Annotated in this window: 13 protein-coding genes; 3 read left to right on the forward strand and 10 right to left on the reverse strand. The window is 44.0% G+C overall.

Features of this window, described 5'->3' with window-relative positions; translation table 11 throughout:
- Positions 1-15: 15 nt before the first annotated feature.
- Entirely contained in the window at positions 16-2877 is a 2862-nt protein-coding gene (locus THMIRH_RS00375; protein ID WP_173289652.1) for a bifunctional diguanylate cyclase/phosphodiesterase, read from the forward strand.
- 100 nt (positions 2878-2977) lie between these two features.
- Here the strand turns inward: THMIRH_RS00375 and THMIRH_RS00380 are convergent, their stop codons facing one another.
- Both THMIRH_RS00380 and THMIRH_RS00385 read right to left on the reverse strand, forming a co-directional pair.
- Positions 2978-3424, reverse strand: coding sequence for an NfeD family protein (locus tag THMIRH_RS00380; protein WP_173289654.1), 447 nt, complete (start codon positions 3422-3424; stop codon positions 2978-2980).
- A gap of 6 nt (positions 3425-3430) precedes the next feature.
- Positions 3431-4342, reverse strand: coding sequence for an SPFH domain-containing protein (locus tag THMIRH_RS00385; protein WP_173289656.1), 912 nt, complete (start codon positions 4340-4342; stop codon positions 3431-3433).
- Between the two features lie 120 nt (positions 4343-4462).
- On the opposite strand from THMIRH_RS00385, the gene THMIRH_RS00390 reads away from it, so the two are divergent.
- Entirely contained in the window at positions 4463-4789 is a 327-nt protein-coding gene (locus THMIRH_RS00390; RefSeq protein WP_173289658.1) for a hypothetical protein, read from the forward strand.
- 67 nt (positions 4790-4856) lie between these two features.
- On the opposite strand, the gene THMIRH_RS00395 is transcribed toward THMIRH_RS00390, so the two are convergent.
- Positions 4857-5312: a NanQ anomerase/TabA/YiaL family protein gene (locus tag THMIRH_RS00395; protein WP_173289660.1), complete on the reverse strand. Its 456-nt coding sequence runs from the start codon at positions 5310-5312 to the stop codon at positions 4857-4859.
- A gap of 89 nt (positions 5313-5401) precedes the next feature.
- Positions 5402-7012, reverse strand: coding sequence for an acetolactate synthase large subunit (locus THMIRH_RS00400; RefSeq protein WP_173289662.1), 1611 nt, complete (start codon positions 7010-7012; stop codon positions 5402-5404).
- A gap of 196 nt (positions 7013-7208) precedes the next feature.
- Between THMIRH_RS00400 and THMIRH_RS00405 the strand changes: the two genes are divergently transcribed.
- Positions 7209-8357, forward strand: coding sequence for a quinone-dependent dihydroorotate dehydrogenase (locus THMIRH_RS00405; protein ID WP_173289664.1), 1149 nt, complete (start codon positions 7209-7211; stop codon positions 8355-8357).
- Positions 8358-8376: 19 nt separating this feature from the next.
- Here THMIRH_RS00405 and THMIRH_RS00410 read toward each other — a convergent pair whose 3' ends face one another.
- The 6 genes from THMIRH_RS00410 to THMIRH_RS00435 all read right to left on the reverse strand — a co-directional run bounded on the left by THMIRH_RS00410 (position 8377) and on the right by THMIRH_RS00435 (position 13011).
- Complete coding sequence (locus tag THMIRH_RS00410) at positions 8377-9009, reverse strand: YchE family NAAT transporter (RefSeq protein WP_173289666.1); 633 nt, start codon at positions 9007-9009, stop codon at positions 8377-8379.
- 547 nt (positions 9010-9556) lie between these two features.
- Positions 9557-10180: a hypothetical protein gene (locus tag THMIRH_RS00415; protein WP_173289668.1), complete on the reverse strand. Its 624-nt coding sequence runs from the start codon at positions 10178-10180 to the stop codon at positions 9557-9559.
- 68 nt (positions 10181-10248) lie between these two features.
- Positions 10249-10695: an HIRAN domain-containing protein gene (locus tag THMIRH_RS00420; RefSeq protein ID WP_173289671.1), complete on the reverse strand. Its 447-nt coding sequence runs from the start codon at positions 10693-10695 to the stop codon at positions 10249-10251.
- A gap of 15 nt (positions 10696-10710) precedes the next feature.
- Entirely contained in the window at positions 10711-11736 is a 1026-nt protein-coding gene (locus THMIRH_RS00425) for a PcfJ domain-containing protein (RefSeq protein ID WP_173289673.1), read from the reverse strand.
- Between the two features lie 6 nt (positions 11737-11742).
- A complete protein-coding gene (locus THMIRH_RS00430; RefSeq protein ID WP_173289675.1) occupies positions 11743-11949 on the reverse strand; it encodes a hypothetical protein in 207 nt (68 codons plus the stop codon).
- A gap of 420 nt (positions 11950-12369) precedes the next feature.
- Complete coding sequence (locus THMIRH_RS00435; RefSeq protein ID WP_173289677.1) at positions 12370-13011, reverse strand: peroxiredoxin; 642 nt, start codon at positions 13009-13011, stop codon at positions 12370-12372.
- Between the last annotated feature and the right edge of the window lie 49 nt (positions 13012-13060).

Below are 13060 nucleotides of genomic sequence, written 5' to 3' on the forward strand. Positions count from 1 at the left end.
TCTGGGAATTTTTTTATGGCGCTTTTTCATTCTCTGCGCAGTCGTTTGTTACTGCTTTTGTTGAGTGCGGTTTTTGTGGTTACCCTCATCATCACTTGGATTTCGGTGAAACAAGGTCAAACGATGATTGAAGCCAATCGTGCCGAATTATTGCATCAATTAGCCAGTGGTATGGCGTTTCAGCTGAATAAAGACATGCAGAGTCGCGGTAATGAAATTCAAATGCTGACCGCCTTGTCCGATATTCAAAACCCGCAAGTTTCTATGACTCAAAAACGCGCCATCTTTGAAAAAATGCGTAAGGCTTATCCTTATTATGCTTGGATCGGCATGACCGATGACCAGGGTAATATTTTGGCCGGCACAGACAACTTATTGGTGGGCAAAAGTGTCGCTAAACGCAGTTGGTTTTTAGAAGGTTCAAAAGGCCTGCATTTAGGCAGTGTGCATGACGCTTTTTTACTGGCCAAAATCATGCCTAAGCCAAAATGGGATGATTTACCCTTGCGTTTGGTGGATGTATCAGCGCCGATAAAAGATGAAAACGGCAAACTGTTAGGCGTGATTTGTGGGCATTTAGGTTGGGACTGGGCGTTTGAAATGCGCCATAAGTTATTGTCATCCTCCAACTTACAGCATGTCAATTTGATGGTTGCCAAGGCTGATGGCTCTTTGTTGATGGGTACAGAAAAACTGCCTTCTGGGGCATTTAACCTCAGTGGTTTAGCCGCATTTGATCAGGCCTTATTAAGCGAACACCAAGGCTTTGCCATAGAAAATTGGCCAGACAATCACACCTATATGACCTCGGTGGTTTATGAGCAGTCACCGGAAAATGCCATGTTGCAATGGGTTGTGGTGGCTCAAGAAAAAATGCAAGATGTCACTGCCGTGGTGAATGATTTAAAAGTGAAAATCATCCTGCTGTTACTGGTGATGATGTTGGTATTGTGGGCTGTGGTTTGGCGCGTGGTGTCTGGCTCAACACGCCATTTAGAAAAGCTGACCGCGGCTGCCGATGGTATTCAAAAAGGCGATATGGATATTCGCATTCCCACCGTTAAACAACAAGATGAAGTTGGCATTTTGGCCAACTCCTTATCAACACTGGTTCATACTTTGCAAGACGAAATTCGCGAAAAAACCCAAGTGGCGCAAGCCTTACAGTTGATGGCTCGAGTGCATGATGACAGTCCGCAAGGCATCATGATTACCGATGCTAATCAACACATTTTAAGTATTAACCAAGCCTTTATTGATGTTACCGGTTATACCGAAGCCGATGTGCTGGGTAAAACACCGATCATCTTGCGTTCTGGTCGCCAAGATAAAGTTTTTTATGAAAAATTATGGCACACCCTCAATCGCGAAGGTCGTTGGCAAGGTGAAATTTGGAATCGCTCAAAATCTGGTGAAGTGTTTCCTGAGTGGTTGCTAATCAGCACCTTAAAGAACGAGCAAAATGAAGTCACCCATTACATTGCCATTTTTTCAGACATTACCGATAAAAAACAGGCCGAACAACAGCTGGTGTTTTTAGCCAATCACGATGTTTTAACGCAATTACCCAACCGCCGTTTATTGCAAGACACCATCAATCGTTTTATTCAATTTCACCCCAAAGATGAAGTTTCTCAGATCACCCCTCAAGTCGGGGTCATCTTTTTGGATTTGGACTTTTTTAAATCCATTAATGACTCTCTAGGACATTTGGTGGGTGACCAACTCTTAAAAGTGATTGCAGATACCCTAAATGCACAATTTAAATCTCCCAATCTGGTGGCGCGCTTTGGGGGTGATGAGTTTGTGATTTTTATGGCAGGCATACTGGATGATCAGCAATTGATTTACGCGGCTGAAAGTGTGGTGAGTTGTTTTGAGAAGCCCTTTAAAGTGGGCGATTATTCGCTGCAAATTGGTTTAACCATGGGCATGAGTGTTTACCCACGAGATGGCAGCACGGCAGAAAGTTTGATTTCTGCCGCCGACACAGCCATGTACGACATTAAACGCAATCACCGCAGAAGTTATCAATTTTACAGTTTGATGATGCGCGAAGCGGCCTATGAAAAACTGAGCATGGAAAATGATTTAAAACTCGCCCTAGCCAATCATGAGTTTTACTTGGTGTATCAACCTCAGGTATCTATGCAAGGTTATCAACTGAGCGGTTTAGAGGCTTTAATTCGTTGGCAACATCCAAGCCGAGGCTTGGTTTCACCTAAGCATTTTATTCCCGTCTTAGAAGAGATGGGCTTGATTGAAGAAGTGGGGCTTTGGGTGGTTCGTGAGGCCTTAAAGCAATACCAAATTTGGTTAGCGGCTTACCCCATTCAACATGTGTCCATTTCGATTAACTTATCTGCCGTACAATTACGCAATCCTAAACTCACTGACATGTTGCAAAAAGAAGTTAAAGCGTCAAATGTCTTGTGTAAGCAGGTGATTTTTGAAGTAACCGAATCGGTGATGGTCGATGAGGATGTGCGTATTCGTAAAGAGTTAAATACGCTACAAGAAAATGGCTGTCATTTTGCCTTAGATGATTATGGGACTGGTTATTCTAATTTGGCTTATATTGACCAATTTAACTTGTCTGAATTGAAAATCGATCAGGCCTTTATTCAAAAAATGCAAAACCATGCGACCGACCGTTTGATTATTCATCACACCATAGAAATGGCCAAAGCCTTAGGCATGAAAGTGGTTGCTGAAGGGGTAGAAATGGCCTCACAAATGGCGTTGCTCAGCGCTTATCCTGAGATTTTCATTCAGGGTTATTACTTTGACCGTCCATTGAGTGCAGAACAAATGACTCAGCGCCTAGAAACTCGTGCTGATTTGGTGTGGGAACCAGCGCTAAAAACGCTGAATTAAGTTGAATTAAACAGAAGGCTAAAGCCTTCGCCCCAGATAGGACAGAATTTAGTATGGGGCGCCGGCTTTAGCCTGCTGGACAATCTAGAGATTGGGTTTTTTATGAGTTTTCAGTTAAAGCTTCAACCTGTGCCATATTGTTTTTTAATTGGATCACTTTGACCAAATCACCGGCTTTAAAGGTTTGGTTGGGGGCTTTTTGAATTGCCCAGCTGGTGCCTTTGTAATTGACCCTAAGTTGCCCTTGATGTTCAATAAGCTCACCCGTTTCACCGGTTTGCAAGGTTTCTAGAGTTAAGCTCTCACGATTGAGGGTTTTTAAAAAGAAGCCTCTTAATGCAAAAGTCAGCGCTAAACCAATCAACATAGCACTGAGCAATTGCACCTCACCGGAGGTGTGCCAGCCGAAACTGGCTAAACCCACCAAAATAAACCCTAACCCAAAAAACAACAGCACAAACAGCGTTAAAAACAATTCAGCACCCATCAGCACCAAGCCTATGCCAATCATCCACCAGGCGGGGATTTCGTTTAATAAAGGTTCCATGTGGGTTTATCCTTTAGGGCTTTGATTATTCAATAAGCTGGTCAGCAGCGACAAAGACCCCACTAATTCAGTCGCTTCCATGGGCACCACCACCTTGTTGGCAGAGTCGCTTGCGGCTAGGCCAGCAAAGGCTTTAATGCGGTCTTTGGCCAATAAAAATTCCGCAGCATTGGCATTGTTTGCCATGGCTTCGTTAATCAACTCCATGGCTTTTTGTTCACCGCTGGCATGTTGTTCTTTTTCGTAACGCACCGCATCCGCCATACGCTCAACGGCTTCGGCCTGTTTAAAGGCTTTTTGGCGCTCTCCTTCGGCTTGCATAATGGTGGCGTTCTTTTCCCCTTCGGCTTCGGTTTCGGTGGCGCGACGGCGACGCTCGGCTTCCATTTGTAACTCCATTGCCGTTTGCACGGCTTGAGGCACAGAAATATCCGCCACTTCTACACGCGTCACTTTTGCCCCCCAAGTGGCACTGGCTTGGTCAAGTGCACTGAGCAGTGCGGCATTTAAATCACCACGCGAGCTGAGGGTTTCATCGAGTTCTAAGCGGCCGATTTCAGAACGCAGAGTGGTCTGTGCTAATTGCGATACTGCGTGTTTTAAATCTAGAATTTCATAGGTGGCTTGTGCGCCATTGTTGATTCGGATAAACACCACCGCATCAATGTTAATGCTGACATTGTCTTTGGTAATGACGATTTGACGCGGAATATCGACAATTTGTTCTTGGGTGGTGTAGGTGGCGCGTATGGTATCGATAAACGGAATGATAAAACTCAAACCACCTTCTAGGGTGCGGTGGTATTTACCAAGGCGTTCAATGACCCATTGGTCTGATTGTGGCACAACCTTGACGGCCATGAGTAGGTAGATAAATGCCAGCACAGAACTGGCGATGACAAATGCAAAAAAGTCCATGGTTTTCTCCCGTTAGAAAATGGCTCACGAGTCATTTTAGACAATTGTGCCGTTCAAGTTGTAGTTATTGCATGAAACTCGCTATATTAAGCAGGCGGTCAATCAATTGAGGATTTTATAATGAAAAAGGTATGGATTTTAGGATTGGGTTTATTGGGAGCCACCAGTTCGGTATTGGCTAATAATAAAGTTGAAATAGAATCCTATTCGCATCAACAGCGCATAGAGATTTTACAAAAGGCAGATGCGTGTATTAAAGCTGCCAAAACTAAAGAAGAATACAGGGCTTGTGAGGTCGCAGAAAAACAGTCTAGAGAAATCTTAAAAAGCGATGTTTTTGAGCAACGCAAACAGGGTATGCTGCAAAATTTGGACACTCGCCGCAACTGCATTGCCAAAGCACAAACTAATGAAGACTTGAAAGCTTGTCGAGTTGAAAAAAAGTAATCGGTTTTTTGAAATACTTAAATAACAAGCTTTAATGGCTAAGCGCTTGATTGGCAAGGTTGCTCATTTAAGCGCGAATTTTAAAAACCGCTTTGCGTACCGGTCTTGCGGGTACGCCAATACAGGGCATATGCGCGTCGGTGGGGAAGAAGATGGCAAACATGCCTTCTGTGACGGTAATCATAAAACCATTGGGTTCATCACGCGAAAACAATTGAAAATCTTTTTCGGGGTTGTAGGCTTTGCTGGGGATTTGCCCATTAAGCGGTAAAATGCCCATGTCTTCTTGGCCTTTTAAAACCACTTGTAAGTCTATGTAGGTTTTGTGGGATTCGTATTCGGTGGTTTCTACCGCAACGGTTTCGTATTCGTCAATAATCACAAATAGGTTTTCCCCATCTATGACATGTTTCCCCACTTCATAACCTGACAAGTCTTTGTGTTCTAAATAGCTAATGGCTTTGGCAATGCCTGGGTGAATGGCTAAATAGCGGTCGGCGTGCTCAAGGCGGTCCAAAATCATGAGATTCTCCAAAAGGGCTGGCAAAAAAGGTTTTAAAGAACTCCATTATAAAATGCTCGCCGCAATTTTGCGCAGACTATTTTGAATGATTATCCTAATCGTTGAACACAATCGTGATAATCCATAGGCACTTCAATAAGATGCACGCCAGGGATGTGAAAACATTTTTCAATCAATCCTTGCAGTTCTTCGGTGCGAGTGAGCAAATGACCAATCGCGCCATAGCTTTCAGCATAGGCTTTAAAGTCTGGATTGTTGAGTTCAAGCCCAAAAGGCGCAAAGCCCATGGATTGTTGTTTCCATTCAATCATGCCGTAAGCATTGTCGTTGAGCACCAAAATAATTAAATCCAGTTTTAAGCGCACAGCGGTCGCCAATTCTTGTGAATTCATCATAAATCCACCATCTCCACAAATGGCCATGACTTTACGCTGCGGATAGACCAGTTTGGTGGCGATGGCAGAGGGCAAGCCTGCGCCCATGGTTGCCAGCGCATTGTCTAACAAAAGGGTGTTGTGGTGATAAGCCAAATAATTGCGGGCAAACCAAATTTTGTATAGACCATTATCTAGGGTGAGAATGCCATCTTCAGGCATGACTTGGCGGATGTCGTGCACCAAGCGTTGGGGAATGAGCGGAAATTGTAGGTTGTTAGCGTTTTCGGCGAGATGCGATTTTAAAGAGGCCAGATAGCTATGAAACGCATTGGGGTTTCCCGTGAAACAATTTTTTAAGGCTTCACTGATTTGATAAATACTGTTGGCAATGTCGCCCACGACATCGACTTGCGGAAAATAAACTGGGTCAATCGCTGCCGAAAGATAGTTAATGTGGATGACTTTAAAACCATCGGCCTGCATAAAAAAGGGCGGTTTTTCGATAACATCATGCCCGATATTGATAATCAAATCGGCTTGTTTAATGGCTTGATGAACCCAATCATTATCCGACAAGGCCGCTGTTCCTAAGTAAAGGGGGTGGCGTTCGTCTACCACGCCTTTGCCCATTTGCGTGCTTAAAAAGGGGATGCCGGTTTGGTCAATCAATTGGCGTAACATTTTGCCGGTGCTTTTACGATTAGCGCCAGCGCCGACTAAAATAATGGGGCGTAGGGCTTTTTGAATGAGCTCAACCGCATTGGCAATGGCTTTGGTTTCGGCCAAAGGGCGCCGAGTTTGGGTTGGGGGAATGAGGGGTGCATCGGTGGTGTCACGCGCGATGTCTTCTGGTAATTCTAAATGTACGGCACCAGGTCGTTCGGTTTCGGCCAAGCGAAAGGCTTCACGAATGCGGGCGGGGATATTATGGGCGCTGCTGATTTGTTGGGTGTATTTGGTGATGGGTCGCATCATGTCCACCACATTGATGATTTGAAACTGCCCTTGTTTTGAAGTTTTAATGGGCTTTTGTCCCGTGATCATCACCATGGGCATGCCGCCTAATTGCGCATAGGCTGCGGCAGTGACTAGGTTGGTGGCGCCAGGTCCTAGTGTGGCTAAACAAACGCCTGCCTTGCCGGTTAAGCGACCATAGGTGGCAGCCATAAACCCGGCTGCTTGCTCGTGACGCGTGACCACTAATTTGATTGAAGAGGCTTGTAATGCATTCAGTAAATCGAGGTTTTCTTCGCCCGGAATACCAAAAATATACTCAACACCTTCGGCTTCTAGGCACTTTACAAATCGCTCTGCGGCTTTCATTTTGACCCCCTAAGGAAGTTCGTTTTTAAGTCGATTTTAGCGTAAATTTAACCAGGCCTGGTCATTTTTGGGCAATTTTTGAATGAAATAAGAATATAAAAATATCATAATAATCTGATGCTTATGAAATTTTTGCGCAAAGGCGTACAATCAAAACTATGCCAAATAATAGGCTTTCTCATTTAGGAGGTCTGCCATGAAAACTTATTATGATTTGAAAGGATTATTAAACTATTTTGTCTATCGCTGGGTCTTAAGACCCTTGATATTCTTATGGCCACCTGAAGTTGCTCATAACAAACTCAAAGCCTTTGGTTTATGGATGGGTTCTGGCGGTTTTGGTCGTTGGGTGTTACGCAAGCTGTTTTATTTTGAAGACCTCAGTTTAAACACGCTTGTGGATGGTATTCATTATCGCAACCCTTTGGGGTTGTCAGCGGGGTTTGATAAAGATGGTGAACTCACCGATGTTTATCCCGAACTGGGGTTTGGGTTTGCGGAGTTGGGCTCTTTTACCGGCGAGATTTGTCCGGGGAATCCTGGCGTGGGGCGTCGCTTGTTTCGGATGCCGAAATCCAAATCCATTTTGGTTTGGTATGGGTTGAACAATCAAGGTTCAGAAAAAATTTCCAGCCGTTTGGCGGGCAAAAATTTTGCCATTCCGATTGGCATCAATGCCGCAAAATCTAATTTAAACCCTGAGTTTGATTTACAGGAATCCATGGCGGATTATCTAAAAACCTTAAAAGCCTTCGAAAATATCGGCGATTACTTCACCATTAATATTTCATGCCCCAATACGCAAGACGGCGAACCTTTTGTAAACCCAGAAAACTTAGATGCTTTGTTGGCTGCCATTAGCGCCATTCGTCCGGCGGATAAACCCATTTATGTAAAGTTGGCGGCGGATTTAACGCTGGATGAAATCAATATTATTGTGGATGCCTGTGTGAAACATGGCATGAATGGCGTGGTGTTAACCAATTTAGCCAAGCCGGAATTTAATCAAGAATATGTGAAAGACGAACTGATTTTTCATAAAGGTGCCATGAGCGGTTTGCCCTTACAACGCATCTGCACCCAAGTAATTCGCCATGTCTATCGGCGCACGCGGGGCAAGCTCACCATTATTGGGGTGGGTGGCATTTTCACCGCAGAAGATGCTTACGAAAAAATTACTTCGGGGGCAAACTTGCTAGAAATGATTACCGGCATGATTTACGAAGGTCCACAGGTGATGGGTGAAATTAATCGTGGGTTGGTGGAATTGCTGAAAAAGGATGGCTTTGAATCCATAAGCGATGCGGTTGGCAGTCGCAATCCTTTGCCACCGCTAGACACTTGATCACTTAAACCAACCTGGTCTAACTGGCTAAACTGGGAAACAAACCTTTGAGGCCATTAGCAATAAATTCAATCGAAATGGCCGCTAAGAGTAAGCCCATAATGCGAGTGATGATGCTAATTCCCATCATGCTTAAGTGTCTTGATAGCCAAGGGGTGAGTTGGAATAGCGCCCAAATAATCATCCCCAAGATTAAAATGATGAATCCCAAAAAGGCATAATGCATCACCGTGTCATGCCGATGGGCTTCAATAATCACGGCACTGATGGCGCCTGGCCCAGCCAATAGGGGCATTGCCAAAGGCACGACTGCAATGGATCCATTATGGTCTTTAAACTCGCTGGGTTTGCCTTTTCTGGCGGCATCGTCTTTACTTTGCATCATGTTAATGGCCATGAGCAACAGCAAAATCCCGCCGCCCACGCGGAAGGAATTAATCGAAATACCAAAAAACTCCAGCAAGATTTCGCCAAAAAGTAGCGCCACAAACAGGATGCTCACCACGGCGATGATAATCATCTGAATAATTTTGCGTCTTTCTTCTAACGCATAATTCACCGTCATGGCTAAAAAAATCGGGATAACCCCGATGGGGTCGACGATGGCCAATAATCCAATCAAAAAGCGCGTGTATTCTGTAAACTCTAACATCAGCAAAACTCCTAAGATTGTCATGCAGGTAACCGACTTTTCAATCAGCTAACCGCCTAAATGCTGCCGCTGGGGCGCAGGCTTTAGTCTGCTGACGGTTTTTTAGATAACTAAAAAGATTAGTTTAGCGATTAATTTTGACCAGGCCTGGTTATTTTTTAGAGTTTTAAGTGAATAAAATCAAGGCGGCATGGCGATCATCTTTAAGCGTTGGTTTATAAAAGAAGGCTAAAGCCTTCGCCCCAGTGTTTGTAATAACTTGTGGGGCGCAGGCTTTAGTCTGCTGACGGTTTTTTAGTTATCTAAAAAGATTAGTTTAGCGATTAATTTTGACCAGGCCTGGTTATTTTTTAGCGTTTTAAATGCTTAAAATCAAGGCGGCATGGCGATCATCTTTAAGCGTTGGTTTACAAAAGAAGGCTAAAGCCTGCGCCCCAGTGTTGGTAATAACTTGTGGGGCGCAGGCTTCAGCCTGCTTTTAAATCACTTAAAGCATAAATTTACCCTTGATTGGGCAAGGTGCATCATTTGCTAGAGACAGCCACTGTTAAGAAAAACTTGCCCAAAGTAATAACGCTAAAACCACGAGCAAAATGGCAACTGCATTTTTCTTGAGCGCGGTTATCCACTGAAACAAAGGTGCTTTTTGCAATTGTTGCTGCTGATAGCGATTAATTAAAGCCTGCAATTGTGTGGAGTCGGCAGCGGACACTTGTAAATTCAGGGGTTCGGTTTGGGTGGGGGTTTCGAGGGCGATTGCCAGCGCAAACAACATATCGATGGCTTTAAAAGTGAGCTGGGTTAACAACTGTGCCAGTTCATCCACAATCGGCTTTAGGTCTGGGTCCAAAACCTGTGCCGATTTTAGTTGTGCAATTTGGTGGATGGCATTTAGCAAAAAGCCTTCTAGGTTATCTAAATTAACGGCGCTGGGGCTTTTCACAATTTTCAATAACAACTGCCCATAAGTGGGCGACCAATTATCCAGCAAAGCAACCCAGGGTTTTATGGCTTCTAGTTGTGTCAAAATTTGCTCAGAGCTTTCTTGCGGTTTTAAATTGAGTAAAGTGGCTTGAATTTGCGGCAATCTGTCCAATAACCAAGTGCGCAGAATTGTCTGTTGTTGGCTATTAATATCTTCAAAAGTTGAAAACGGGGTTGAATCACTCATAAATGCCGCCTTGTTTACTGGGTGGGTTGTATTAAATTTGTTAATTGATGGGGTCTAATGTGCCAGATTTAGTCAGCAGGAGCAAGGTAAATGCTGATGGTCGCATAATGGGGTTTTAAATAATTTAACCGAACCTTAAGGTCTGCATTTTGGCGCAACCAACTCAATAACTCACCTTTATTGTCTTGTGGCACATAACCCAGCTTTAAATCCTCTGGGGTTAAAACGGCGATGGCATTGGCATCATAAGGATTATCGGTTTCAATTTGCAGTTTTAAAGCCTGATATTGCGTTAAATTTGACCAGGCCTGGTTAAAATCATGGTGCATTAAGCCTGCAATGGGCGTTTTGTGCAGCAAATATCCCCAAGGCGGATTGAGGTTGGCAAGTTGTTGTTTTAAATACGCCCAATCTTGCGGTTCAATCGATTTATTTTTAAACCCCAAGGCTTCATACAAAAACCACTGCGAACTTTTAGGCACAGGTTTAAGCTGCAAAGTGAGCTCTAAAGGCAAGGTGGCATCGCCCGCCTAATGATAAAAATAACTCTGACCTTTCACCACCTCAGAGCCATAACCCCCCACACAATGCTGCATGGCTTTGCCTTCGTTTTTTAAATCCTTGCCGCTGGTGATGGGCTTTAAAACCTCTGAACCTGCCAAAGGTGGTTTGGGGAAATCGGCATTTTGTGCCAACTGATTGACCAACTGCCACAAGCAATCTTCCAACTCGTGCCAGTCTGACACCTGCGCTAAGGCTTTTTGAATTTGTTTTTGTTGAGTCGGTTTGGCCTCTAAAATGATAGGTGGAAAAATGCGATTAATCTCGATTTGCTTAAGCCAGCTTAGGGCTTGCCACACTTTACCCATCCACAAAAATTCGGGGAGTTTGCGCAATTCGCTCAAGGCACCTAGGCGCACAAACTCGGCATCCGCTAAGACTTGATTAAACAGTGGGTTCGCCAACAATTTTAAAAACTGAATCACCTCATTTCGAGAGGTCTGCAAACTATCCAACATCACTTTGCGGGTTTTTAACGCCTGGGTTTTGCTTAAAGTCACACCGCTTAAACGACTTAAAAATTCTGCTCTGGGTTGCCCAGGTAAACTCAATAAAAAGGCCTCTTGCACGGGTAATGGATGGTTTTGTACATCGGCTAGGGTCCATACCAGTTTTAAATAACCACCGTCTTGAGTTTGTGCCAGTTGACCAACCCATTCGTAAAAATCACGATGATGATGCATTAACCGAATCATCATTAACTGTGGCATAGCGGTTTGCCAGCCATTAAGCTGCGCAATGGGTTGGCGATAAACCGTTGAAATCTCATTGACCCAATCCAACCAAATCATCGGCAAAACCGCTTTCAATTCATCACGCAACTCACCCTTGCCCACAAAAAAACTACGGTGATAAAAGGTTTCATGTGAAACCCCATACTGATCCTCAAACACTCGCAAATCGTTTGACCAAGCATCAATCAAATAAGACTTGCCTGTTCCCTCATCATACAAGGGCAAAGGATAGGGAGATTGGGGTCTTATAGTATTAAGCAATTGACTTTACTCTTTAGGGTCACTGGGACGCTTAATTTGCTGTTGATAGGTTTCATAGGCTGGGTTGATGTTTTCTAAACAGCGTTCTCGTTCACTGGGGCTAGCGATTTTATAACACTCATTTTTTTGCCATTCCTGTCCAGATTGATAAGCCATTTGTGGGGTGCAAGCGTGGGTTACGGTTAGCAAAAAGACCAAAAAAATTAACTTCAAGACTGGCTCCAAGATTTAAATGTTGTGCGCTTAAGGGCTAAATGATTATACAAAAATAACCCAAAGCTTTGCGCGGTGGTTAATAAAAGAAGGCTAAAGCCTTAGCCCCTGTGTTTTTAAAAATATTGGGGCGCAGGCTTTAGCCTGCTTAGGTTTTTTGGCAATTAAAAAGTTATTTTAGCGTTTAATTTTGATCAGGCCTGGTTAATTTTAGGTGTTTTGAATGCTTAAAAATGTAAACGGCATGGCGGTAATTTTGAGCGTTGGTTTATGAAAGAAGGCTAAAGCCTTCGCCTCTTTGTTTGTAACAATTCTGGGGCGCAGGCTTTAGCCTGCTTGGCTTTACTTTATTTTAAGCAAAAAAAACCGCTGAAATTCAGCGGTTTTAGGATTGCCTGCTAGGAGAGAGCAATTTGAATATTAGATGGATTTTTTACAGAAGTAAAAATCCACACATTCAAATTCTTTTGATGCCATTCTTGCTTTGGCTTCTTCAACCGTGGCTGCGGGTGGCACGATGACCTTGTCGCCTGGTTGCCATGCTTCTGGGGTTGCGCAAGCGTGCGCGTCTGATGTTTGCATGGCGGTTACTAGGCGAACAAATTCATCCATAGAGCGACCATTGCTCATAGGATAGTACATCATGGCGCGTAGTTTCCCAACAGGGTCGATGATGAAAGTGGCACGTACCGCTGAGGTATCTGCTGCACCTGGGTGAACCATGCCATAGGCTTTGGCCACTTTCATGTCTAGGTCTGCGATGATTGGGAACTCAATATCCACACCAAACTTTTCTTTGATGTTTAAAACCCATGCATTGTGTGAATGGTGCGAGTCGATTGAAAGACCAAGCAGTTCACAATTAAGCGCATCAAATTGCGGTTTACGCGCTTGGAAAGCCATAAACTCTGTTGTACAAACTGGCGTGAAATCCGCTGGGTGCGAAAATAAAATTAGCCATTTGCCTTTGTAGCTTTCAAGTGTTTTACGGCCATGCGTGGTGACAGCATCAAAGGCGGGCGCAGCTTCATTTAAGCGGGGTAGTGATACGATATTTTCCATAGTTTTCTCCATCATCGTTGAAAGTATGAGAGGGTGTGTGGCATCTCAT

Origin of the sequence: Thiosulfativibrio zosterae, from assembly GCF_011398155.1 — a bacterium.
GTDB classification, from domain to species: Bacteria; Pseudomonadota; Gammaproteobacteria; order Thiomicrospirales; family Thiomicrospiraceae; genus Thiosulfativibrio; species Thiosulfativibrio zosterae.

What these genes read in the sequence shown, in the direction of transcription:
- THMIRH_RS00405 (WP_173289664.1), top strand. Translation starts at nt 7,209, where the DNA reads ATGAAAACTTATTATGATTTGAAAGGATTATTAAACTATTTTGTCTAT.
- THMIRH_RS00380 (WP_173289654.1), bottom strand. Translation starts at nt 3,424, where the DNA reads ATGGAACCTTTATTAAACGAAATCCCCGCCTGGTGGATGATTGGCATA.
- THMIRH_RS00415 (WP_173289668.1), bottom strand. Translation starts at nt 10,180, where the DNA reads ATGAGTGATTCAACCCCGTTTTCAACTTTTGAAGATATTAATAGCCAA.
- THMIRH_RS00395 (WP_173289660.1), bottom strand. Translation starts at nt 5,312, where the DNA reads ATGATTTTGGACCGCCTTGAGCACGCCGACCGCTATTTAGCCATTCAC.
- THMIRH_RS00390 (WP_173289658.1), top strand. Translation starts at nt 4,463, where the DNA reads ATGAAAAAGGTATGGATTTTAGGATTGGGTTTATTGGGAGCCACCAGT.
- THMIRH_RS00435 (WP_173289677.1), bottom strand. Translation starts at nt 13,011, where the DNA reads ATGGAAAATATCGTATCACTACCCCGCTTAAATGAAGCTGCGCCCGCC.
- THMIRH_RS00400 (WP_173289662.1), bottom strand. Translation starts at nt 7,012, where the DNA reads ATGAAAGCCGCAGAGCGATTTGTAAAGTGCCTAGAAGCCGAAGGTGTT.
- THMIRH_RS00375 (WP_173289652.1), top strand. Translation starts at nt 16, where the DNA reads ATGGCGCTTTTTCATTCTCTGCGCAGTCGTTTGTTACTGCTTTTGTTG.
- THMIRH_RS00410 (WP_173289666.1), bottom strand. Translation starts at nt 9,009, where the DNA reads ATGTTAGAGTTTACAGAATACACGCGCTTTTTGATTGGATTATTGGCC.
- THMIRH_RS00385 (WP_173289656.1), bottom strand. Translation starts at nt 4,342, where the DNA reads ATGGACTTTTTTGCATTTGTCATCGCCAGTTCTGTGCTGGCATTTATC.